Annotated in this window: 23 protein-coding genes; 7 read left to right on the forward strand and 16 right to left on the reverse strand. The window is 71.8% G+C overall.

What is annotated here, in order from left to right; all coding sequences use genetic code 11:
* Window positions 1-78: 78 nt before the first annotated feature.
* The 8 genes from OG389_RS06325 to OG389_RS06360 form a co-directional block, all read right to left on the reverse strand.
* A complete protein-coding gene (locus OG389_RS06325; RefSeq protein WP_328297477.1) occupies window positions 79-570 on the reverse strand; it encodes a hypothetical protein in 492 nt (163 codons plus the stop codon).
* 97 nt (window positions 571-667) lie between these two features.
* Window positions 668-1,336 carry a uracil-DNA glycosylase gene (locus tag OG389_RS06330; protein ID WP_328303557.1) on the reverse strand — a complete coding sequence of 223 codons (669 nt, stop codon included), beginning with the start codon at window positions 1,334-1,336 and terminating at the stop codon, window positions 668-670.
* A gap of 143 nt (window positions 1,337-1,479) precedes the next feature.
* A complete protein-coding gene (locus OG389_RS06335; protein WP_328297478.1) occupies window positions 1,480-3,063 on the reverse strand; it encodes an ABC transporter substrate-binding protein in 1,584 nt (527 codons plus the stop codon).
* 152 nt (window positions 3,064-3,215) lie between these two features.
* Entirely contained in the window at window positions 3,216-3,977 is a 762-nt protein-coding gene (locus tag OG389_RS06340) for an SDR family oxidoreductase (protein WP_328297479.1), read from the reverse strand.
* A gap of 20 nt (window positions 3,978-3,997) precedes the next feature.
* Entirely contained in the window at window positions 3,998-4,759 is a 762-nt protein-coding gene (gene fabG / locus OG389_RS06345; RefSeq protein ID WP_328297480.1) for a 3-oxoacyl-ACP reductase FabG, read from the reverse strand.
* Between the two features lie 125 nt (window positions 4,760-4,884).
* Complete coding sequence (locus OG389_RS06350; protein ID WP_328297481.1) at window positions 4,885-5,268, reverse strand: DUF3037 domain-containing protein; 384 nt, start codon at window positions 5,266-5,268, stop codon at window positions 4,885-4,887.
* A complete protein-coding gene (locus OG389_RS06355; protein WP_328297482.1) occupies window positions 5,265-6,104 on the reverse strand; it encodes a HipA family kinase in 840 nt (279 codons plus the stop codon). The genes OG389_RS06350 and OG389_RS06355 overlap by 4 nt, the downstream gene beginning before the upstream one ends.
* An 18-nt stretch (window positions 6,105-6,122) precedes the next feature.
* Window positions 6,123-6,737, reverse strand: a complete 615-nt coding sequence (locus OG389_RS06360) for a cysteine hydrolase (RefSeq protein ID WP_328297483.1) — start codon at window positions 6,735-6,737, stop codon at window positions 6,123-6,125.
* A 184-nt stretch (window positions 6,738-6,921) separates the two neighbouring features.
* Between OG389_RS06360 and OG389_RS06365 the strand changes: the two genes are divergently transcribed.
* On the forward strand, window positions 6,922-7,347 hold the full coding sequence (locus OG389_RS06365; RefSeq protein ID WP_328303559.1) for a pyridoxamine 5'-phosphate oxidase family protein: 426 nt from the start codon (window positions 6,922-6,924) through the stop codon (window positions 7,345-7,347).
* Between the two features lie 26 nt (window positions 7,348-7,373).
* On the opposite strand, the gene OG389_RS06370 is transcribed toward OG389_RS06365, so the two are convergent.
* A complete protein-coding gene (locus OG389_RS06370) occupies window positions 7,374-8,294 on the reverse strand; it encodes a LysR family transcriptional regulator (protein ID WP_328297484.1) in 921 nt (306 codons plus the stop codon).
* A 74-nt stretch (window positions 8,295-8,368) separates the two neighbouring features.
* Here OG389_RS06370 and OG389_RS06375 point away from each other — a divergent pair, with 74 nt between their 5' ends.
* Window positions 8,369-9,331, forward strand: coding sequence for a DMT family transporter (locus OG389_RS06375; protein ID WP_328297485.1), 963 nt, complete (start codon window positions 8,369-8,371; stop codon window positions 9,329-9,331).
* Between the two features lie 121 nt (window positions 9,332-9,452).
* Here OG389_RS06375 and OG389_RS06380 read toward each other — a convergent pair whose 3' ends face one another.
* Entirely contained in the window at window positions 9,453-10,784 is a 1,332-nt protein-coding gene (locus OG389_RS06380) for an aminotransferase class I/II-fold pyridoxal phosphate-dependent enzyme (RefSeq protein ID WP_328297486.1), read from the reverse strand.
* Between the two features lie 37 nt (window positions 10,785-10,821).
* On the opposite strand from OG389_RS06380, the gene OG389_RS06385 reads away from it, so the two are divergent.
* Window positions 10,822-11,541 carry a pyridoxamine 5'-phosphate oxidase family protein gene (locus OG389_RS06385; RefSeq protein ID WP_328297487.1) on the forward strand — a complete coding sequence of 240 codons (720 nt, stop codon included), beginning with the start codon at window positions 10,822-10,824 and terminating at the stop codon, window positions 11,539-11,541.
* Here the strand turns inward: OG389_RS06385 and OG389_RS06390 are convergent.
* Window positions 11,523-12,539 (reverse strand): DMT family transporter, encoded by a 1,017-nt coding sequence (locus OG389_RS06390; protein WP_328297488.1) that lies wholly within the window; start codon window positions 12,537-12,539, stop codon window positions 11,523-11,525. The two genes, OG389_RS06385 and OG389_RS06390, sit on opposite strands and share 19 nt — an antisense overlap.
* 219 nt (window positions 12,540-12,758) lie before the next feature.
* Entirely contained in the window at window positions 12,759-13,718 is a 960-nt protein-coding gene (locus OG389_RS06395) for an EamA family transporter (protein WP_328297489.1), read from the reverse strand.
* A gap of 181 nt (window positions 13,719-13,899) precedes the next feature.
* Between OG389_RS06395 and OG389_RS06400 the strand changes: the two genes are divergently transcribed.
* Entirely contained in the window at window positions 13,900-14,328 is a 429-nt protein-coding gene (locus OG389_RS06400) for a type II toxin-antitoxin system Rv0910 family toxin (protein WP_328297490.1), read from the forward strand.
* 118 nt (window positions 14,329-14,446) lie between these two features.
* On the opposite strand, the gene OG389_RS06405 is transcribed toward OG389_RS06400, so the two are convergent.
* Both OG389_RS06405 and OG389_RS06410 read right to left on the reverse strand, forming a co-directional pair.
* Entirely contained in the window at window positions 14,447-15,076 is a 630-nt protein-coding gene (locus tag OG389_RS06405) for a PadR family transcriptional regulator (RefSeq protein WP_328297491.1), read from the reverse strand.
* Between the two features lie 211 nt (window positions 15,077-15,287).
* Window positions 15,288-15,914 (reverse strand): hypothetical protein, encoded by a 627-nt coding sequence (locus OG389_RS06410; RefSeq protein WP_328297492.1) that lies wholly within the window; start codon window positions 15,912-15,914, stop codon window positions 15,288-15,290.
* 114 nt (window positions 15,915-16,028) lie between these two features.
* Here OG389_RS06410 and OG389_RS06415 point away from each other — a divergent pair, with 114 nt between their 5' ends.
* Window positions 16,029-16,847, forward strand: coding sequence for a PhzF family phenazine biosynthesis protein (locus tag OG389_RS06415; RefSeq protein WP_328297493.1), 819 nt, complete (start codon window positions 16,029-16,031; stop codon window positions 16,845-16,847).
* 22 nt (window positions 16,848-16,869) lie between these two features.
* Here the strand turns inward: OG389_RS06415 and OG389_RS06420 are convergent, their stop codons facing one another.
* A complete protein-coding gene (locus OG389_RS06420; RefSeq protein WP_443059417.1) occupies window positions 16,870-17,673 on the reverse strand; it encodes a CPBP family intramembrane glutamic endopeptidase in 804 nt (267 codons plus the stop codon).
* A 121-nt stretch (window positions 17,674-17,794) separates the two neighbouring features.
* Window positions 17,795-19,330, reverse strand: a complete 1,536-nt coding sequence (locus OG389_RS06425) for a glutamate-cysteine ligase family protein (protein ID WP_328297494.1) — start codon at window positions 19,328-19,330, stop codon at window positions 17,795-17,797.
* A 514-nt stretch (window positions 19,331-19,844) separates the two neighbouring features.
* Between OG389_RS06425 and OG389_RS06430 the strand changes: the two genes are divergently transcribed.
* Both OG389_RS06430 and OG389_RS06435 read left to right on the forward strand, forming a co-directional pair.
* Window positions 19,845-20,465, forward strand: a complete 621-nt coding sequence (locus tag OG389_RS06430; RefSeq protein ID WP_328297495.1) for a hypothetical protein — start codon at window positions 19,845-19,847, stop codon at window positions 20,463-20,465.
* Between the two features lie 269 nt (window positions 20,466-20,734).
* On the forward strand, window positions 20,735-20,941 hold the full coding sequence (locus tag OG389_RS06435; protein WP_328297496.1) for a DUF5999 family protein: 207 nt from the start codon (window positions 20,735-20,737) through the stop codon (window positions 20,939-20,941).
* The last annotated feature ends 62 nt before the right edge of the window (window positions 20,942-21,003 follow it).

Consider the following 21,003-nt stretch of genomic DNA (forward strand, 5'->3'; position numbering starts at 1 on the left):
GGGCGGCCCTGCCACGGCTCCCCCGCCTGGGTCCCGGGCACGGCCCCTGACACGGCCCCGGCCCCGGCCCCTGACCGGCTACTGGTTCTGCTCCGGGAACGGCCTGGGCGGCCCCTGGGCCGGCTCCGCCGCCAGTCGGCGCTCGAGACGGGCGATGGCCTCCCGTACGCCGTTGCCGTACCCGTCGTCGGCCAGCGCCCCGGTGGCTGCGCGGGCCCGCGCCAGATGGATCCGGGCCGCCTCGGGCCGGCGCAGCTTGACGTAGTCGGCGGCCAGGTTCAGGTGCAGCGACGGGTAGAAGACCCGGACGGCCGGCGGGGGGCCGGGGCCGTCGGCGGCGGTCAGGGCCCGCAGGTCCCAGGCCAGCTCTTCGGCGGGGTCGTCCTGGGCGTCGGCCAGGTAGTGCGCCAGGGTGCAGCGGTGCAGGGAGTCGCCCCCCTCACCGATCTCGGACCAGATCTCGCCGAGCCGGTTGCGGGCCTCCTCGCGATCACCGGCGTGCAGCAGGATGACCGCTTGGCCGATCCTGGTCATGACGGCGTCCTCGGACGCCTCCTGCTGCTCCGTCAACGCGGCCTCCGGCTTGCGCTCCGTCGGACCTGCTCCGGTCCGGTCATCAAGACGCTAGCCGCAGGCACGGGCAATGCCGCCTAGGCGCGGTCGGGCATCAGCCCAGGTCCGGGATCGTCCAGTCGATCGGCGCATGGCCCTGGGCGGCGACGGCCTCGTTGATCTGCGTGAAGGGCCGGGAGCCGAAGAACTTCTTGGCCGACAGCGGGGAGGGGTGGGCCCCCTTGACTACCGCGTGCCGCTCCTCGTCGATCAGCGGGAGCTTCTTCTGGGCGTACGCCCCCCAGAGGACGAAGACGGCCGGGTCGGGGCGCTCGGCCACCGCACGGATCACCGCGTCGGTGAACTTCTCCCAGCCCTTGCCCTTGTGCGAGTTGGGCTCGGCCTCGCGGACGGTGAGCACCGCGTTGAGCAGCAGGACGCCCTGCTCGGCCCACGGCATCAGATATCCGTTGTCCGGGACGGGGGTGCCGAGCTCGGCGTGCATCTCCTTGTAGATGTTGCGCAGGGAGGGCGGGGTCTTCACACCGGGCTGCACGGAGAAGCACAGGCCGTGGCCCTGGCCCGCGCCGTGGTAGGGGTCCTGGCCGAGGACCAGGACCTTCACCTGGTCGAAGGCGGTGGCTTCCAGGGCCGCGAAAACCTGCTCGCGGGGCGGGTAGACCGGCCCGTTCGCCCGCTCCTTCTCGACGAACTCGGTGAGTTCCTTGAAGTAGGGCTGGTCCGGCTCCCCGCCGAGGACGGGGAGCCAGGACTCGGGCAGCATCTGGGTCACGGCAACAACCTCCGGTACACGTTCTTCGGGGCTTCACGCCCTCAACCTCGCGCGACGCGACTGCTTCGCGCGACAGAACGAGAACTTACCGGGGGCCACTGACAACGCCGCGGCCGCCCGCACCACCGGGGCGGCTACCAGCTGGTCTTGCGGTGCAGCTCCCACACCTGCATGACGGTCTGCGGGTCGAGGGCCCGCTCGGCGCCGGCGATGTCGTCGCGTGCGGCGACGTACAGCTTGCCCTGCCACAGCGGCAGCAGCCGGACGTCGTCAGCGAAGATCTGCTGGGCCTGTTCGAACTCGTGGACGCCTGCCGACCGGTCGCTCTCGCGGCGGGACTTGGGCAGGAGGTCGTTGAGTATCACCGTGGGCTCGTAGGGGGTGCCGACCGCGTTGTCCTTGCCGACGAACGGCGCGATGAAGTTGTCCGGGTCCGGGAAGTCGGGGAACCAGCCGCGGCCGAAGACCGGGTAGTCGCCCTTCTTGTAGCCCTCCTGGAAGGTCTTCCAGGGCTGGCCGCGCAGGGTGATCCTGAAGAGGTTGCTCTCGTCCAGCTGCCGCTTGAGCTCGGTGAACTCGTCGGCGGTCGAGGCGCCGTAGCGGTCGGTGGTGTACCAGAACGTCAGCTCCACCGGCTGGGTGATCCCGGCGTCCTTGAGGGTCTTCTTGGCCTCCGCCACGTTCGGCTGGCCGTACATGTCGTAGAAGGGCGTGCGGTGCCCTACGACGCCCTTGGGGACCATCGAGTACAGCGGCTCCGCGGTGCCCTGGTAGACCTTGGAGACGAGCGCCCCGCGGTCGACGATCTGGGCGATGGCCTTGCGCACCGCGGGCTTCGCGACCTGCGGGTCCCTGGGGTTGAAGATCAGGTAGCGGATCTCCGCGCCGACGTTCTCGACGACCTGGACGCCCTCGTTGTGCGATTCGGGGGTCTGGAGGTCCTTGATCTCGGGGGCGGACAGACCGCGGTAGGTCGCGTCGATCTCCTTGCCCTTGAGCGCCGCGATCATCTTCTTGGAGTCCGCGAAATAGCGGATGGTGACGCCGTTGTTGCGGCGGACGGCGAAACCGTTGTAGCTGTCGTTGCTGTTCAGCACCGCCTCGCCGCCCTCTTTGTAGGACTCGAGGGTGTACGGGCCGGAGCCGGTGACCTTGTCCCCCTCGCGGAGCTTGTCGGCCGGGTACTGCTTCGGCGAGACGAGCGAGGCGGCCGGGGAGCCGAGCACGAAGGGGAAGGTGGCGTCCGGCGTGTTCAGGTGGAAGACCACCGTCTGCGCGTCCGGCGTCTCGATCTTGTCCAGGCTGCCGAAGAGGGCCTTGGGGCCGGACGGGGCGTTGATGGTCCGGATCCGGTCCAGCGAGTGCTTGACGGCCTTGGCGTCGAGCGGCTCGCCGTCGGAGAACTTCAGGCCCTTGCGCACGATGCAGCGGTACGACTCGTTGCCGGAGTCGGTGAACTCGCAGCTCTGCGCGGCGTCCGGCTGGGGCTTGGTGGCACCCGTGGGGAATGCCAGCAGGGTCTGGTAGACGTTCCGGTAAAGCTCCCAGGAACCGTCCCAGGCCGCGGCCGGATCGAGGGTCGTGGGTGCGCTCGTCGTCCCGACGACAATCCGCTTCGCGCCGTCGCTGCCGTCGTCCGAGAACAGGCTGCATCCGGAGAGCAGGGATATGGACGCAAGGGCCGCAGTGATCTGCAGGCATCTGGTCCGGTTGAACACGTGCACGCTCCTCGATCAGCCATGGGTGCGGCAGACCCTACCGCAGTGCATCACGAATCCAATGGGCAGGTTTCGTGCGGCACTTGACCGAGTAAGTGCCCATTCGGTACGCATTTGCCTCCCACCAGGAGGCAAATGCGTCCGATTATCGGTTAATGCACTCCAGCATTGAGGAACATGCCCCCGTCAACAACGAGAGTTTGCCCTGTGATCCATTCCGCTTGTGGAGATGTGAGGAACGCGGCCGCTCCTCCGATGTCCTGCGGGACTCCGAGCCGGCCCAGCGGATAGGCCGCCGCGGCCTCCGCCTCGCGGCCCTCGTAGAGGGCCTGCGCGAACCTGGTCTTCACCACCGCGGGCGCGATCGCGTTGACCCGGACCCCCGGCGCCATCTCGTGCGCGAGTTGGAGGGTCAGGTTGATCATCGCCGCCTTGCTCATCCCGTACGCCCCGATGAAGGGCGAGGCGGAGACGCCGGCGATGGAGGCGATGTTGACGATCGCGCCGCCGTTCTCCTTCTGCCAGGCGTGCCAGGTCCGCTGGGCGAAGCCGAGCGCCGAGATCACGTTGGTCTCGAAGACCTTGCGCGCGACCCCGAGGTCCAGGTCCGCGATCGGCCCGAAGACCGGGTTGGTCCCCGCGTTGTTGACCAGGAAGTCGACGCGGCCGAAGGCCTCCATCGTGCGCTCCACGGCGGCGGCCTGATGGGCCTCGTCGTGCGCCTTGCCCGCCACCGCGATCACCCGGTCCGCGCCGAGCCGCTCCACGGCTTCCTTGAGTGCCTCCTCGCCCCGCCCGGTGATGCAGACCCGGTCGCCGCGCGCCACCAGCGCCTCGGCGATGCCGTAGCCGATGCCCCGGCTGGCCCCGGTGATCAGCGCGACCCTGCCGCTGTCCGTTCCGTCGTACGTCATGACGTGCTCCCTGCTTCTCGTCAGCTGAGCGGGCCGCCGGCCACGTACATGACCTGGCCGGAAACGAAGCCGGCGTCCTCGCCGGCGAAGAAGGCGATGGCATTGGCCACGTCGTCCGGGCGGCCGACGCGCTGCACCGGGATCTGGGTGGCGGCCGCGGCCTGGAAGTCCTCGAAGTCCATGCCGACCCGGGCGGCCGTGTGCGCGGTCATCTCGGTGACGATGAAACCGGGGGCGACGGCGTTCGCGGTGATGCCGAACTTGCCGAGCTCGATGGCCAGGGTCTTGGTGAAGCCCTGCAGACCCGCCTTGGCCGCGGAGTAGTTGGCCTGTCCGCGGTTGCCCAGCGCCGAACTGCTGGAGAGGCTGACGATCCGGCCGAACTTGGCGGCCACCATGTGCTTCTGACAGGCCTTCGACATCAGGAACGCGCCGCGCAGGTGCACGTTCATGACGGTGTCCCAGTCACTGTCGCTCATCTTGAAGAGCAGGTTGTCGCGCAGCACACCCGCGTTGTTGACCAGGATCGTGGGGGCGCCGAGCAGGTTCGCCACGCGCTCGACGGCCGCCTCCACCTGCGCGCTGTCCGAGACGTCGCAGCCGATCGCGACGGCCTTGCCGCCGGCCGCCGTGATCGTCTCGACGGTGTCCTTGCAGGCCGCCTCGTCCAGGTCGAGTACGGCGACGGCCCGCCCTTCGGCGGCCAGGCGTACGGCCGTGGCCGCGCCGATGCCCCGGGCCGCCCCGGTCACGATCGCGACGCGCTGCTCGGTGGTGGACATGCTGGATCTCCTCGCCCTAGGAAAGCGGCCCCTCAGGGGTGAGCAACCGCTTAGTAGCTTCAGCTGAGGAGACGCTAGGAGCCCTGGCACCCGGTGTCAACGGCGGCCCTCCGGCCCGACAGGCCCTAGCGGACCAGGAGGTCCAGCAGCCGCTCCACCTCGGCGGCGGGATCGGCCGTCAGTCCGGTGTGCACCGGACCCGGCTGCACCACCGTGCTGCGCGGCGCGATCAGCCACCGGAACCGCCGCCCCGCGTCGTCGCCGGACGCCTGCCCCGCGGACTCGCCGCCCGTGCACACCCCCTCGACCCCCCGCAGGGCCGCCCGCACCCCGGCCACGTCGGCCGCCGGATCCAGCGCGAGGAGCTTCGCCTCGTCCAGAAGGGTGCGCGCGGCGACGTAGGAGTGCGCCCTGCAGTAGACGATCACACCGGCGTTGAAACACTCGCCGCGCTCCATCCGGGGCACCACACGCACCAGCGCGTATTCGAACACGTCCCGCTTGGTCACTCGTTGCCGCTCTTCGTCTTCCGGGGCCGGGGGTCGAGGCGGTCGGCGAGCCAGCCGGGCGGACCCGACCGGACCTTCACCTCGGCCTCCATCGTGATCCTCTCGTGGATCGTGGCGGCGCGCGGCAGCAGGGCCTCCACATAGGCGCGCCGCAGCGCGTCGGTGGAGTCGAAGCCGGGCTCGTCGACCAGCCACTCGTCGGGCACGTCGGCCGCGACCTCGGTCAGCAGCTCCCGTGTCACGAGCGGCGCGAGCTCGGCGGCCGCGGCGGCGATGTCCGGGCCTGCCGGGGCCAGCACGTGGTCGGAGGCGTTGTACGGCTTGGCGGCGGCGCTCTGCGCGGTGGGCCAGTTGTGGTGCCAGATCATCGTGGCGCCGTGGTCGATGAGCCAGACGTCCCCGTGCCAGACCAGCATGTTCGGATTGCGCCAGGACCGGTCGACGTTGTTGATCAGGGCGTCGAACCAGACCACGCGGCCCGCCTCCACGGGGTCCACCTGGTACGCGAGCGGGTCGAAGCCGATCGAGCCGGGCAGGTAGTCCATCCCGAGGTTCAGCCCGCCGCTGGCCTTGAGCAGCTCCTGGACCTCCTGGTCGGGCTCGCCGAGCCCGATGACCGGGTCGAGCTGCATCTGCACCAGCCGCGGGACGCGCAGCCCCAGCCGTTGGGCGAGGCGGCCGCAGATGACTTCGGCGACCAGGGTCTTGCGGCCCTGGCCGGCTCCGGTGAATTTCATGACGTAGGTGCCAAGATCGTCGGCCTCGACGATCCCCGGCAGCGAGCCGCCCTCACGCAAGGGCGTGACGTAACGGGTCGCGATCACTTCGGACAGCATCCGCCCAGGTTACGGGGGTCAGTGCGCGGGAGCCCACTGGGTAATGAGCGCTTCGGCCGTGGTGATGGCGGCGACCAGGGAGAGCGAGTTGCGGATCACCTCGGCGGTGCAGGAGGCGGGCACCCCGGCGATGGCGTCGGAGGGGACCACGACCTGGTAGCCGAGGTTCACCGCGTCGAAGACGGTGTTCGGGATCGCGATGTTCGAGGAGACCCCGGTGACCACGAGGGTGCGGATGCCGAGATTGCGCAGCAGTGCGTCCAGGTCGGTTCCGGCCATCGGGGAGAGACCGTGCAGCCGGCGCACCACCAGGTCCTGCTCGGCGACGGTGATGGGGGCGGCGACCTCTACGGCCGGGCTGCCGGTGAGCTGGCGCACCGGCAGCTTCCCGGCGGCCCGGAACAACCGCGCGTTGGTATTGGCCCCGAGCCCGTCCGGCCGCCGCTCGGCGACTGCGTGCAGTACCTGTACGCCGGCCCCGCGCGCGGCCTCCACCAGGGCCGCGACCCGGTCCAGCATGCCGGAGTCCCGGGCCTCCTTGGCGAGCTCCGGCAGGGCGCTCTCCTCACCGACTACGCCGCTCTGGCACTCGACGGTGAGCAGTGCGGTGGTGGCGGGATCGAGTTCGGCCATGGCTCCCCCTGGCGTGGTGACGGAAGAGCACGCATGATTCCTGACACATAGTCAGATGTGAAGGGGCGCGGAGCGGATGGACGAGACACGCTTGGACGGGACGGTCGCGGACGGGACGGTTGCGGACGGATCGGTTGCGGACAGGGCCCGCCCGGACGGAGCGCAGCGGCGGGGCCGGCGCATCATGATGACTCCCGAGGAGACGGACGCGTTCCTGCGCGAGCAGCGCACCTGCCGGGTGGCCACGGTCTCCCCCGACGGCCGCCCGCACGTGGGCGCGCTCTGGTTCGTCTGGGACGGCACCTCCCTGTGGCTGTACTCGATCACCCGCAGCCGGCGCTGGTCCGACCTGCGCAAGGACCCGCGGATCTCGGTGGTCGTGGACGCGGGCGAGGCCTACGACGAACTGCGCGGGGTGGAGCTCTCCGGCAACGCCGTCTTCGTGGGCGAGGCCCCGCGCACCGGCGAGCCGTGCGAGGAGCTGACCGTGCCCGAGCGGATCTTCCCGGTCAAGAACTTCGGCATCGAGGAGATGCCGCACGACGGGCGGCACGCGTGGATCCGGCTGACCCCGGACTCGATCGTGTCGTGGGACTTCCGAAAGATCTGAGCGGGACAGGATCCGAGCGGGACCGCTCAGGCCCCCGCCCCGGACTCCCCGAAAGCGGCCGCCGCCCGCTTCAGGGCCTCGACGGCGGCCCGGATCGAGGGCCGCCGGTCGGCGTCCGCCCGCGAGACCACGTACACGTGGCGGCGGACGCTGTCGCACACCGGCAGCAGCCGGACACCGGCGGGCACGGGTCCGCGCCCCAGCCGGGGGGCCACGCAGACGCCCAGTCCGGCCTCGACGAAGGCCAGCTGGGTGTGGTGCTCCTCGGCGATGTGTGAGATCCGGGGCTCGATGCCGGTGCCGCGCAGAGTGTGGACGAGCCACTCGTGGCAGAACTGCCCCTCGATCCAGGAGATCCAGTCCTCCTCGCCGACCTCGGCCAGGGAGATCACGGCGCGGCCGGCCAGCGGATGCCCGGCCGGCACCGCGATGTCCACGGAGTCGTCCAGGAGGTGCGTCCGGGTGAGCTCGGCCGGCACCGGCCTGCGCTTGTTGTGCCAGTCGAGGGCGAGAGCCATGTCGAGGTCGCCCCGCACCACGGCGGCCATGCTCTCCTGCGGCTCCTGCTCCAGGACGCGGGTCCGCAGTTCGGGGTGGTCGGCGCGCAGACCGGCCAGGGCCCGGGGCAGCAGCCCGCGCATGGCCGTCGGGAAGGCGCCGATCCGCAGTTCACCGACCGCGCAGCCGCGGCGGGCCTCGACGTCGGCCTGGGCAAGCTCGACCTGGGAAATGATCCGGGCCGCGTGGTCGGCGAGGAGCCGGCCCGCGTCCGTGAGCCGGACCCCGCGCCCGTTCTTGGCCAGCAGCGGCTGGCCGATCTCCCGCTCCAGCTTCGCCATCTGCTGGGACACGGCGGAGGTGGTGACGTGGAGGCCGTCGGCGGCGCCGCTGACGGAGCCGTGGCGGGCGAGGGCGTCGAGGGTGCGCAGGCGCTCCAGGTTCAACATGTAAGTGATGCTACGCCGTCACACCCAACAACTCTCGCTTGTCCTAAGAGGTTGTGAGCGACAAAGTAGCGTTCATGAGCGCACCCACCTCCCCCAGCCCACCCCTTTCGCCCACCCCCACCCGCACCTCCGCCCCGGTCACGACGGTGTCCGCCACCGCCCGGCTGGACTGGCGCCTGCGCTTCGCCATCCTCTCGGTCGTCTGGGGCTTCAGCTTCCTCCTGATCAAGGTGGGCGCGGAGGCGTACGCCCCGTTCCAGGTCGCGCTCGGCCGGGTCTTCTTCGGCACCCTGGTCCTGCTCACCGTGCTCCTGGTCCGCCGCGAGCCGCTCCCCCGCGGCCGGCGCACCTGGGCCCACCTGACGGTGTCGGCGCTGCTGCTCAACACGGTCCCGTTCTCGCTCTTCGCGTACTCGGAGCTGAGCATCCCCTCCAGCCTGGCGGGCATCTGCAATGCCACCTCGCCGCTGTGGGGCATGGCCCTCTCCCTGGTCGCGCTGTCCGAGGACCGCCCCACGCGCCGCCGCTTCGCGGGCCTGGGCCTGGGCTTCCTCGGCGTGCTCACCGTCCTCGGGGCGTGGCAGGGCTTCTCGGGCGTCGACGCCAAGGGCACCGCGCTCGCCCTGCTGGCCTCGCTCTGCTACCCGGTCGGCTGGATCTACGTACGCCGCACGCTGGCCTCCACCCCGGGCTCCCCGGTGGCTCTGACCGGCGCCCAGCTCCTGGTCTCGACCCTCCAGCTGGCGGCGGTCAGCGCCCTGTTCACCTCGGCGCCGACCTCCTTCCCCCTCTGGCCGACCCTGTCGGTGATCGCCCTGGGCGCACTGGGCACGGGCCTGGCGCTGCAGATGCAGTACGGCCTGGTCACGGAGATCGGTCCGACCACCGCGCAGATGGTCACCTACTTCATCCCGGTCATCGCGACGACGGCGGGTGTCGTGCTCCTGCACGAAGAGCTCCACTGGAACACCCCGGTGGGCGCGGCCGTCGTCCTGGCCGGCGCGGCCCTCACCCAGTCCCGCCGCCGCATGCTGTGACCGGAGAGCCTCATCGGGTCACTGGGCCAGGTACTGCGGGCACCCCCGGCGACGAACCCGGAGCACCCGTCGACGACCGGCTCGCCCCCGGCCCCGGGGGTGAGCCGACACCGGCCTCCGGTCAGTCGAGGCGGCCCCCGCTCGCCGGCCGGACCGCCGCGGCCACCGCGTCCGCCAACACCGGAACGTCCGGCAAGGACAGCAGCGACACCGTCATCCGCACGGCCGGTCCCGATTCCACCCGGAACCGGGCTCCCGGGGCGACCGCCCAGCCCGCACCCAGGAGGCTCGTCACCACGGCCGTCTCGTCGGCGACCGGCACCCACACGTTCAGCCCGCTGCGCCCGTGCGCCCGCACCCCCCTCCGGGCCAGCGCCGAGACCAGCCCGTCCCGCCGCTCCGCGTAGGACCGCGCGACCGCGACGGGGTCGACCGCCCCCGCGTTCCACAGCTCCACCACCGTGTACTGCAGCAGCCGGCTCACCCAGCCCGGTCCCAGCCGCTGCCGCCCCCGGACCCGGTCGAGGGTGACTCCGTCGCCGGTCAGCACGGCGAGCCGCAGGTCCGGCGCATACGCCTTCGCGGTGGACCGGATGAGCGCCCAGTGGCGGGTCACCCCGCCCAGTACGTTCAGCGGCAGGTCCACGATGCCGTGCCCGTGGTCGTCGTCGATGACCAGTACCTCCGGGTGCCCGGCCAGTACCGCCCGCAGCTCCGCCGCCCGCTCCGCGCCCACCACCGCACCGGTCGGATTCTGCGCGCGCGCCGTCACGAGCAGCGCCCGCGCACCCTCCGCCAGCGCCCGGGCCACCGAGTCGGGCAGCGGCCCGTCGTCGTCCACGGCCACCGGCAGCACCCTCAGCCCCAGCGCCGGGACGAGGTCGAGAACGCTCCCCCACCCCGGGTCCTCCACGGCCACCGCGTCCCCGGGCCGCAGGTGCGCGGTCAGCACCCGTTCGATGCCGTCCAGCGCGCCCGAGGTCACCGCCACCGCCCCGGCCGGCACCCCGTCCGCGTCGAGGCCGGCCCGGGCCAGGCGCGCCAGCTCCGGTACGACCGGGTCGTGCCCGTAGAGCGTCGGCTGCGCGGCGTACCGGCGGGCCGCGCCCGCCATCGCGACGTCCAGCGCGGGCAGCAGCCGTACGTCGGGGTTGCCGGAGGTGATGTCGCGCACCCCCGCCGGGACGGCCATCCGCAGCTCGTCGCGCGGCGCGGTCGCCGGGCGGGCCCGCACCCGGCTGCCGCGCCGGCCGTCGGTCTCGATGACCCCGCGCTCGCGCAGGGTGCGGTAGGCGGCGGCCACGGTGTTGGGGTTCACCCCCAGCACACCGGCGAGCTCCCGCATCGGGGGCAACAGCGCTCCCGGCGCCAGCGCGCCCGATCCGACGCCCGCTTCGACACTGGCCGCGATTTCCGATGCGCGGCGCCCGCTGATCAGATAGTCTCCTAGCACAAAGCTAAGTATGCACTAATACAACGGAGTCCGCATCATGAGCCCCACTCCCGCCCCGGACGCCACGACGGAGACGGTCACGGCAGCGGCCGCGGATGAAACGGCCGTCGGGTACGCCCCCACCGACCGCACCGTCCCGACCCGGTCCCGCGACCGCGCGCGCTACGACCGCGAGACCGTCCACTCGATACTCGACCAGGCCTACCTCTGCCACCTCGGTTTCGTCCGCGACGGCGCGCCGGTGGTCCTGCCGACGCTCTTCGGCCGGGTCGGCGAGACCCTCTACATCCACGGCTCCACGGGCTCGCGCCCGCTCCTCGCGGCGGGCAAGGCCGACCCGGGGCTGCCGGTCTGCCTGACCGTGACGCACGTCGACGGCCTGGTCCTGGCCCGCTCCGCCTTCCACCACTCGATCAACTACCGCTCGGTGGTCGTGCACGGCACCGCCTACGAGGTGACCGACCCGGAGGAGCGCCGGACGGCCCTCGACGCCCTGGTCGACCACGTGGTTCCGGGCCGCTCCGCCGACTCCCGGCCGGCGAACGCCAAGGAGCTGGCGGCCACCGCCGTGATCCGCCTGGACCTGAACGAGGTGTCCGCGAAGCTCCGTACCGGCGGGCCGAGCGACGACCCCGAGGACCTGGGACTGCCGTTCTGGTCGGGCGTGGTCCCGGTCGCGCCGGCGTACGGAACCCCGGTCCCGGCCGCCGACCTCACCCCCGGCACGACCACCCCGGACTACCTCGCCGCGCTCTGAGGCGAGGCCTCGGGGACAGGGGCGGGCCGGACCTCCGGCCCGCCACCCTGCACGTCCACGGCCACGGCCGCGGGCCGCCGCCACTCGGCCGCGATGAGCGAACCCACCGCCGTCAGCAGCAGTACGGTGCCCAGCACCACCGCGCCGGTCAGCCGCTCCCCGAGCACCAGGACGGCGATCGCCGCCGCGCCGACGGGCTCGATCAGCATGATCACGGACACCGTGGCGGCGCGCACCGCGGCGGCCCCGCTGAAGTAGAGGGCGTACGCCAGCGCCGTCGGCACAGTGGCCATGTACGCGAGCAGCAGGAGCACCCGTACGGGCTCCGCGGTGTGCGGCACCAGCCCCTCCACCGCGGCGAGCGGCAGCAGGCACACCGTGCCCACCCCGACCGACCAGACGGTGGTGACCAGCGGGTCCCCGCCGGCCCCGCGCTGCCCGAGCAGCCTGGCCCGCAGGGTCATCCCGCCGTACCCGGCGGCGGACAGCAGCGCCCAGCCGACTCCGAGCGGCCGCACCTCGCCCCCGCCGCTGCCGAGGACCAGTACGGCCAGCCCGGCCAACGCACCGACGACGGCGACGGTCCCGGCCCGGCCGAGCCGCTCCCCCGTCCAGTACCGGGCCCCGAGCGCGATGAGCACGGGCCCGGCTCCCAGGGTGACCACGGTGCCGACGGCGAGTCCGGTCTCGCGCACGGCGGCGAAGTACGCGGACTGGAAGAGGGTGAACAGCAGCCCGGTCCCGATCAGCGACCCCACCGACGCCCTCGCCCGGAGGGCATGGGCCCGGGCCCCCTCGGGTCGCCGGGAGCGGCGTACGGCCAGTACCGCGAGCAGTACCGCCAGTCCACCCGCGCACCGCCAGAACGACAGGGCGACCGGGCCGAGATCACTGGCGAGGAAGAGCAGTGAGGCGGCCGCCCCGGCGGTTCCCCAGGCGGCTCCGGCGATGACGAGATGCAGCAGGCTGCGCCCGGTGGCGGGCGAATGGTTCGACACGAGAGGTCTCCGCGCTTGCGTGAAGGATGAGAGGAATCAGGTCATCGCTTCGCGGGCAGCGCGAACCCGCCCGGGACACGGCCCGGGCCGGGTTCTCGTACGTGGTGGCGGCTGCCCGCGCCGGGCCGTCTCTTTCGGATCTCGCCGGACCCGGCAACATCCGAAAGAGACGCCTAGGCGGCGGGAGGCGGAAGCACGGTCGACGGCATGATCGGAATCCTAGACCTGGCTCGGATCGCGGTCCAGGGCGGCGACGGGCTCCGCGACCCCCGGCGCGGCCGGTCGGGAGGTCTGCGCGATGAAGGCCCCGCCCAGCACCAGCGCGCCGCCGACGATCTGCCAGGTCGCGAGGTGCTCGCCGAGCAGGACCCAGGCCAGGACCGTCGCCACGACCGCCTCCAGGCAGGCCACCACGCCCGCGACCTGCGGTGACAGCTTGCGCACGGAGACCACTCCGGTCAGGTACGCGAAGACGGTCGCGATCAGCACGACCCACCCGAGGAGCACCGGCGCCGGAACCATCAGGTCCCCGACCGCCGCGTCGCCGCTCAGCACCTGCCAATCGATCTGCCAGGGCCGGGCGATGACGGTCATGACGAGGGTGCCGACGATCATGCCGTACGCGATCATGCCCATCGGGTCGGGCACGTCGTCCCCGTCGCTGCCCTGGTCGGCGAAGACGAAGTAGAAGGCCTGGCAGCAGGCGGCCGCGAGGCCGAGCAGCACTCCGAGCAGGTCCAGGCTCAGCCCCGACCAGATCTGCACCACGCAGGCGAGGCCCACGACGGCCACGGCCGCACCGGCCGCGGCCGCCCGGGTCACGGGCTTGCGCTGCACGAACCGGATCCAGCCGAGCAGCAGCGCCGGGCCGAGGTACTCCAGCAGCAGTGCCACACCGACCGGGATCCGGGACAGCGAGGCGAAGTAGAAGGCCTGGACCCCGGCCACCGCGACGAGTCCGAACCCGGCGAGCAGCAGGGGTTTGCGCCGTACGAGATCGCGATGGCGCCAGGCCAGCGGGGACAGCACGAGAGCCGCCCCGGCCACCCTGAGCCAGACCATGTGGAGCGGGTCCAGACCCGCCTCTATCAGCGGCTTCGCCGCCACACCCGAACCACCGAACGCGATCGCCGAAACGAGGGCGAGGCCCAGTCCGGCGTTTCTCCCTGACGCTTGCATTCGGACATCATGGCAGGGCCCGTCAGGAGCGACGAGCCCGTTACACCTGTTGAGACGGACCCGGCGCCGACCATGGCCGCAGCCCGGCCGGTATCCAATATCTGACAGGTCGTCAGTCTTGAATGTTGCGTCCACCGGGACTACGTTCCGCCGCACGTACCTGACGAGAAGGGGTGGTCGCATGGCTGAAGTCACCGCGGAATCACGCATCGAGGCGTCCGCCGCGAAGCTCTGGTCCCAGCTGACCGACTGGGATGCTTACGGCCAGTGGAGCATGACCCACACCAACTTCCCGAAGGGTGGTCCCGAGACCCTCGCGGTGGGGTCCACCTTCGCCGAGAACATGAAGATGATGGGCTTCCCCGCCGAGGTCCTCTGGACGATCTCGGAGCTGGAGGAGGAGCGCGTCATCGCGATCACCGGCAAGGGCCCGATGGGCGTGGCCGTGCTGACCCGCTACACCCTGACGCCGGACGGCGGGGCCACCACGGTCCGCATAGACGGCGAGTTCACCGGCGCCGCGGTCGCCCTGATGGCCGGCAAGCTCAAGGACTCGGCCACCGCCGCACTGAACGAGTCGCTCCGCAAGCTCTCCGGCCTGGTCGCCTGAGCGCCTCCGCCCAGCGCACGCACGTCCGTGCGGCAGCACCCCGCACGCGGCGCGGCGCGCCCCGCGAGGTTTCTCGCGGGGCGCGCCGGTTCGTGCGGGAGGTTCCGCCGACGAGGACTCAGTGCTCGTCGGCCAGGATCAGGTAGAGCTTCTTGCGGGCGTCGTTGATGACCGCGAGGGCCTTCTCCCGCTGCGCGGGGGTGCCGGTCTTGAAGACCTGACCGAAGGCTTCCATCAGGCCGAAGCCGGCCGTCCGGATCTCGCTCATCGCCTCGAAGTCGAAGCCGCGTCCCGCTTCCACCCAGGGGGCTTCCGGGCCGGACCCGGCCTCGGTACGGCCGGCGTCGGTGAGCGTGAACAGCTTCTTGCCACCTTCGCTCTCGCTGGTGATGAGGCCCTCGTCCTCGAGCAGCTGCAGGGTCGGGTAGACCGACCCCGGGCTGGGCTTCCAGGCCCCGCCGCTGCGCTCGCCGATCTCCTGGATCATCTCGTAGCCGTGCATCGGCCGGTCGGTGAGCAGCGCCAGGATGGAGGCGCGCACATCACCCCGCCGGGCCCGGCCGCGCGGTCCGCCGCGCCCGCCCCGCCCGCCCCGCCCGCCGAAGGGTCCGCCGCCGAAGGGCGGCCCGAACGGTCCGAAGGCGGCACGCCGCCCCTGGAACCCCTCCCGACGGTCCGGCCCGCAGTGGCCGTGACCCCGTCCGTGCTCATGTCCGTGGTCGTGTCCGTGCTGTCCGTGTGAACGCATGACTGCGCTCCTTTCGTCATTCGGTGATCTGGTTGTCGCTGTTGCGATGTCTCTACTATCGCTGACCGATCGCGATGCGTCAACGATATATCGGAAACTCCTTCAACGAACAACGCACCGAACGGCACGGCACGGACGCAAAGAGAAGGCCAGGGCCTGTCGTCGAACTCCCGTCGTCGCCCGGAGGGCGGCCGCGAGGTCGACGACAGCCCTAGTAGGGGCCGCCCCGGAAGAGCACGCTGCCGTGGTGGCGCGGGCGGTCACCGCGTTCGTGCGCCGCGTCGGAGCGGTCGGCGGGGGCCTGGAGGCGGGCGAGGCCACGCAGGGTCTCCAGGCCGGCCAGCACCTCGTCCCGGCGCCGCGCGGACTTCATCCAGGCCGGCAGCCGGGCGAACATCGCCCTCGTCGGGGAGGTGCGGCGCTCGCGCAGCCGGGCGCCCACGTAGGCGGCGAGGGCCTCGAGGTGCTCCTCGTCGTACGCCCACAGGATCCGGCCCGCGCAGCGGGTCTGGAGCCACAGCGGCCGCCGGAAGAACGGGTCCTCGGTACCACCGGGCACCGCGCCGACCAGAGCGCCGTCCCGCTCCCCCGCCACCCATTCGGCGACCGCGCCACAGCCCGCGCAGGCGAGACGCCGGGGCTGGAAGAGCAGGGCGCTGAAGTACTTCGGCTCCGCGAGGCGGGGCAGTGGTACGACGATCGCGCGGCCACCGCACCGGGGGCAGACGACGAGGATCCGGCCGGTGAACCGGACGAGCCACATGCCGTGGTCCCGGTGGCGGACCGGGTCCGGCCGCGCCGGTCCGGGGTGCGGATCGGGTGCTGGTTCAGAGTTCATGACAAACACCCTGTCAGGCCGACGGCACCCGCCCCCTCCCCACAGCCCTGGCCAGGCCAGTCGTCCCGGATTGGCCTTTGCGGCCCGCTCCGCCGCCTCCCTACCGTCGAGGGCATGCGCATCCGAGTCGTCGACGCCTTCACCGACCGCCCCTTCGGCGGCAACCCCGCCGGAGTCCTGCTCCTCGAGGACGGGTTCCCCCGGGACTCCTGGCTCCAGCAGGTCGCCTCCGAGGTCAACCTCTCCGAGACCGCCTTCGCCCATCCCCTCCCGCCCGGCGGCGCGGCGGACTGGGCGCTGCGCTGGTTCACCCCGGCCGCGGAGGTGGACATGTGCGGCCACGCGACCCTCGCCACCGCGCACGTCCTGGCCACCAGCGGCCTCGCGAGCGGGCTGATCCGCTTCACCGCGCGCTGCGGGATCCTCACGGCCGAGGCCGCCCCGGACGGCAGCATCACGATGGACTTCCCGACGTCGTCCCTGACCGCGGTCGAGCCCGTGGCCGAGGTCGGACGCGCCCTGGGCGCCGGGATGAAGTCGGTCCACGACACCTCCGACCACATCGGTGACCTGGTCGTGGAGCTGGCCGACGAGCGGACCGTACGGGAGCTCACCCCCGACCTGAACGCCCTGCGCGGCTACGGCCGGCGGGGGATCATCGTCACCGCCGCGGCCGAGGACCCCTCCCGCGGGTACGACTTCGTCTCCCGCGGCTTCTTCCCGGCCCTGGGCATCGACGAGGATCCGGTCACGGGCAGCGCCCACACCGCGCTGGCCCCCTTCTGGGCCGCGCGGCTGGGCCGCACCGAGCTCGTCGGCCTCCAGGGCGGAGCCCGCACCGGCCTGGTCGCCGTCCGGCTCGCAGGCGACCGTACGCTGCTGACGGGCACCGCGGTCACCGTCATCGACGGCGAACTGCGCACCGCCCCCTGAGCGACCCCGGACCGGACCGGACCTACGGGGTGGGCAGCCAGCCCACCTTGCCCGCCAGCAGGGCGTACCCGCCGAAGGCCACGATGTCGAGCAGCGCGTGCGCGACGACGAGCGGCCCGACCCGGCCCCAACGCCGGTAGGCGAGGACGAAGACGACGCCCATCACCATGTTGCCGATGAAACCGCCGATGCCCTGGTAGAGGTGGTACGAGCCGCGCAGCACGGAGCTGGCCAGCAGAGCGGCCGTCGGCGACCAGCCCAGCTGGTGGAGCCGGCGCAGCAGGTAGGCCAGCACGATGACCTCCTCCACCACGGAGTTCTGCACCGCGGAGAGGATCAGCACCGGGAACTTCCACCACACGTCGGGCAGGGCCTCCGGCACCACCGTCAGGTTGAAGCCGGTCGCCCGCGCGGCCAGGTAGAAGGCGAGTCCCGCGCTCCCGATGCAGGCGGCGACGAGCGCGCCCCGGCCCAGGTCCCACCAGGGCCGGGTGCGGTCGAAGCCCAGTACCTTCAGGCCGGGCGCGCCCTCGCGGGTCAGCAGGTGCGCGACGAGCAGGACGGGGACGAGCGCGGTCCCGATGCCGAACAGCTGCCAGGCCAGGTCCAGCCAGGGCCGCCCGGGCGCGTACGAGCCGTTGAGCGTGGCCGCCTGGTCCTTGAGCCCGCCCGGTTTGGTCAGCGAACCGATGAAGCTGATCAGCGCCGAGACGCCGCTCGCGCCCAGGGACAGCGCGAGCACGAGCAGCGTCTCCGAGCGCAGGACCCTGCGCCCGTCCAGGCCCTCGCCGAGCTCCCCGACCACCGGTTCCGGCTCCGTCCGCACGCCCGTCTCCCGTCCCGCCACCCGCTGCGCCAGCTCGCGGGGGCATCCCGTTCCGATCACCCCATACTGCCTCCTCGGCGGGGCGGAGGGGATCACCGGGCGGGACCGGCGGTGGCCGGGCTCAGCCCTCGGTGGCCGCCGAGGCGCTCACCTCCGCCTCCGCCAGGCCCACCGGCCAGGTGTGCACCGGGTCGCCCTTGTGGCTGAGCTCGCTGTAGCGGCGCGTGGTCGCGGCGAGCGCCGCGTCCCTCTCGAGCCCGCCCGCGAGCGCCCGGTGGTAGGTGTCCACCTGCCAGGTGGCGCCGTTGACCCGGCGCCGGCACCGCTCCTCGATGATGCCGAGGTAGTGGTCCCGGTCGGCGGGCTCGATGCCCCACGCGTCCAGCCCGGCGGCGGCCATCGGCAGCAGCTCCTCCAGCACCAGCCGCACCGCGGGGACGCTCGCCAGTCCCCCGCCGCGACCCCGGCGCGGCCAGCGCAGCCGGGCGTCGATGCCGTAGCGGCAGGCCGCGTCGAAGTTGGCCTCCGCCTCCGCGAAGGGCAGCCGGCTCCACACCGGGCGCTGCTCGTCCGCGAGGGTCCGTACGAGCCCGTAGTAGAAGGCCGCGTTGGCCACGACGTCGGCCACCGTCGGGCCGGCGGGCAGCACCCGGTTCTCCACGCGCAGGTGCGGCACCCCGTCGGCGACCCCGTAGACGGGCCGGTTCCACCGGTAGACGGTGCCGTTGTGCAGCACCAGCTCCTGCAGGCTCGGCACCCCGCCCTCGGCGAGCACCCGCAGCGGCTCCTCCTCGTCGCAGATCGGCAGCAGGGACGGGAAGTAGCGGACGTTCTCGGCGAAGAGCTCGTACGCCGAGTCCACCCAGCGCTCGCCGAACCAGGTGCGCGGCCGCACCCCCTGGGCCTGGAGCTCGGGCGGCCGGGTGTCGGTGGCCTGCTGGAAGAGGGGCGGCCGCGACTCCCGCCACAGCTCGCGCCCGAACAGGAACGGCGAGTTGGCGCCGACCGCTATCTGCGCGGCCGCCACGGCCTGGGCCGCGTTCCACACGTCCGCGAACCGGGCCGGAGTCACCTGCAGGTGCAGCTGTACGGAGGTGCAGGCGGCCTCGGGCACGATCGAGCCCGAGGTCCACGTCAGGTGCTCGACCCCGTCGATGTCGAGGGTGAAGTCCTCTCCGCGCATCATCAGGATCTGCTCGTTGAGCAGCGAGTACCGGTCCACCGCCGAGAGGTTGGCGGTGACCAGGTCGGAGCGGGAGATCGTCGGCAGAATGCCGATCATGACCACACCGGCGTCGATCTCCGCGGCCTGGCGGTGCGCGTACCCGAGGCCCGCGCTCAGTTCCTCGGCGAGCTGGTCGAATACCCGGCCGCCGAGCCGGTGCGGGAGTACGTTCACCTCCAGGTTGAACATTCCGAGTTCGGTCTGGAAATCGGTGCTCGCAATGCGTTCGAGCACTTGAGCATTCACCATTCTCGGCAACCCGTCGGAACCCGCGAGATTCAACTCGATCTCCAGCCCCATCATGTTCTTCGGGCGATCGAACCTCTTCTCCGCCAGAAGTCGCTCCAGTACCTCCAGGCACTCGTGAAGCTTCCTCCGGTACCGTTGCCGATCGGACAGGTCGAATCCGCCCGCCACGACCTTCTCCCCCATCGGAGCGTCCCTCCTCGACTGGGCCTGGCCGGCGTGGAAAAGATCCGTCACCCCAGGCGCGCGTTACGGTCGATGATGCCCCGGCCGAGTGATCGATAACGCGGAAGGGGCGTGACTGGCGAGGAGCGCGCGCCGGTTTGGCCGACAGGCGCTTTGGCACATTCACCTGGCAAGGCTCCTTGCGCAAATACAGCGCCGACTTTGCCGGTTATCGATAACCGACGCTTTTCAGCCGAGCCCCCGTCCGGTAACCTCCGAGGTCAGCGCGGCACGTTTGCGCGCAACCGGCATGAATGCCACGTCAGCGGGACCGGTAAGCGCCTTGCCGGCAATAGGCGGGACAGCTAGCCGAAACACTGCGTGAACACATGTCATATAAACTCCGCAAACGAGGCAGAGAGTTGGCGCGCGGTCATTGCCCCTCAGCCCCCCTCTGGCCCCAGAATGCGACAGCGCCGTCAGCACCCGCACCCGCCCCCGTTCCACAGGTCTCCCAAGTGAGAGGCGACCCACCATGCCGCTGCACGTCCCTCCGGCTCCCGCGCCCGCCCTGCGCAGTGTCCTCGCGGCCCTAGGCTCCCCCACCGCCGTCAACGAGGCGCACACCCCGGCCCTGCGCGCCCTCCAGGGTCCGATGACCGCCGAACTGCCGCTGCCCGTCCACGTCCTGGACCGGCTGCACGTCTCCGGTCTCACCGCCGGCAGCCGGCCGCCGCGCACCCGGCTCACCGGCTGGCGGTTCCTGATCCGCAGCGGGGACCGCTACGTCGCGGCCGCCGACACCCGGCTGACCCCGGACGGATGGACCTTCTCCCACTTCTTCGAGGGCCCCTACGTCGCAGCCACCGAACGTGCGCTGCGCCAGGCCGAGTCCCTCGGCAAGAACTACCAGCCACGGCTGCTCTCCGTACCCGAGCTGTACATGCTGACGCTGTGGCTGCACGGATCGGTGGGCGCCGACGCCTCCGCCGGACTGCCGGCCGCCGCCGACCTGCTGGTCCCGCTGGCGCCCGCCCCGCCCGGCATCGCCGCGTACCGGCCGCACCCCGTGTCCGAACTGCTGCCCGTACTGACCCACAGGCTGACCCCGACGGCTCCGCCGGTCCCGCCCTCGATGGCCGCGCCGGCCGCCTGAGACGGTTACTGGCCTGTTGTGCCCATTCGGCCTAGCCCACTCGGGCCCCCAACGAACCACCCGAAATGACAGGGGAGTTGACCTGAACCGCCCGCACGGGTGATGCGTCATCAATCTATGAGGACAGCTGGCGGGAAATCCCTCCGGACACCGTGCCGTGGGGGAACACTGGGGACTCTGACCGAGCCAAGTCGTTGATACGGGGGGCGGCCATGACCAACGCATCGAGCCGCAGCACACAGACCACACCGCAGCGAAAGAACGCATCCATGTGCCAGCACAAGCCAGCATGCCCGTCCGCCGACTCCGCCGACCGGGAGGCCGCCCATCCCGTGGCCGTCCACCCGGAACAGGGCTGGAGCCTGCTGTGCAATGGCGTCCTGCTCTTCGAGGACACCGGTGAGCTGCTGCCGGACGGCCAGATCATCGCCCCGAACCGCCCGCTCGCGGCGGCGCACGTGATGAAAGCGGCCTAGCCGACACCAGACGAAAGGGGCCGGCCCAGGAGGAAACCTCCCGGACCGGCCCCGTCTCGTGC

This window comes from Streptomyces sp. NBC_00435, assembly GCF_036014235.1.
Classification (GTDB): Bacteria; Actinomycetota; Actinomycetes; order Streptomycetales; family Streptomycetaceae; genus Streptomyces.

Bases quoted from the DNA above. Each gene is read 5' to 3' on its own strand.
- OG389_RS06415 (WP_328297493.1), top strand. From the start codon at position 16,029: ATGCGCATCCGAGTCGTCGACGCCTTCACCGACCGCCCCTTCGGCGGC.
- OG389_RS06385 (WP_328297487.1), top strand. From the start codon at position 10,822: ATGAGCCCCACTCCCGCCCCGGACGCCACGACGGAGACGGTCACGGCA.
- OG389_RS06435 (WP_328297496.1), top strand. From the start codon at position 20,735: ATGTGCCAGCACAAGCCAGCATGCCCGTCCGCCGACTCCGCCGACCGG.
- OG389_RS06430 (WP_328297495.1), top strand. From the start codon at position 19,845: ATGCCGCTGCACGTCCCTCCGGCTCCCGCGCCCGCCCTGCGCAGTGTC.
- OG389_RS06330 (WP_328303557.1), bottom strand. From the start codon at position 1,336: ATGCTGCCCGAGTCCTGGCTCCCCGTCCTCGGCGGGGAGCCGGACCAG.
- OG389_RS06405 (WP_328297491.1), bottom strand. From the start codon at position 15,076: ATGCGTTCACACGGACAGCACGGACACGACCACGGACATGAGCACGGA.
- OG389_RS06400 (WP_328297490.1), top strand. From the start codon at position 13,900: ATGGCTGAAGTCACCGCGGAATCACGCATCGAGGCGTCCGCCGCGAAG.
- OG389_RS06360 (WP_328297483.1), bottom strand. From the start codon at position 6,737: ATGGCCGAACTCGATCCCGCCACCACCGCACTGCTCACCGTCGAGTGC.
- OG389_RS06425 (WP_328297494.1), bottom strand. From the start codon at position 19,330: ATGGGGGAGAAGGTCGTGGCGGGCGGATTCGACCTGTCCGATCGGCAA.
- OG389_RS06365 (WP_328303559.1), top strand. From the start codon at position 6,922: ATGATGACTCCCGAGGAGACGGACGCGTTCCTGCGCGAGCAGCGCACC.
- OG389_RS06340 (WP_328297479.1), bottom strand. From the start codon at position 3,977: ATGACGTACGACGGAACGGACAGCGGCAGGGTCGCGCTGATCACCGGG.
- OG389_RS06410 (WP_328297492.1), bottom strand. From the start codon at position 15,914: ATGAACTCTGAACCAGCACCCGATCCGCACCCCGGACCGGCGCGGCCG.
- OG389_RS06370 (WP_328297484.1), bottom strand. From the start codon at position 8,294: ATGTTGAACCTGGAGCGCCTGCGCACCCTCGACGCCCTCGCCCGCCAC.
- fabG (WP_328297480.1), bottom strand. From the start codon at position 4,759: ATGTCCACCACCGAGCAGCGCGTCGCGATCGTGACCGGGGCGGCCCGG.
- OG389_RS06375 (WP_328297485.1), top strand. From the start codon at position 8,369: ATGAGCGCACCCACCTCCCCCAGCCCACCCCTTTCGCCCACCCCCACC.
- OG389_RS06355 (WP_328297482.1), bottom strand. From the start codon at position 6,104: ATGCTGTCCGAAGTGATCGCGACCCGTTACGTCACGCCCTTGCGTGAG.
- OG389_RS06395 (WP_328297489.1), bottom strand. From the start codon at position 13,718: ATGCAAGCGTCAGGGAGAAACGCCGGACTGGGCCTCGCCCTCGTTTCG.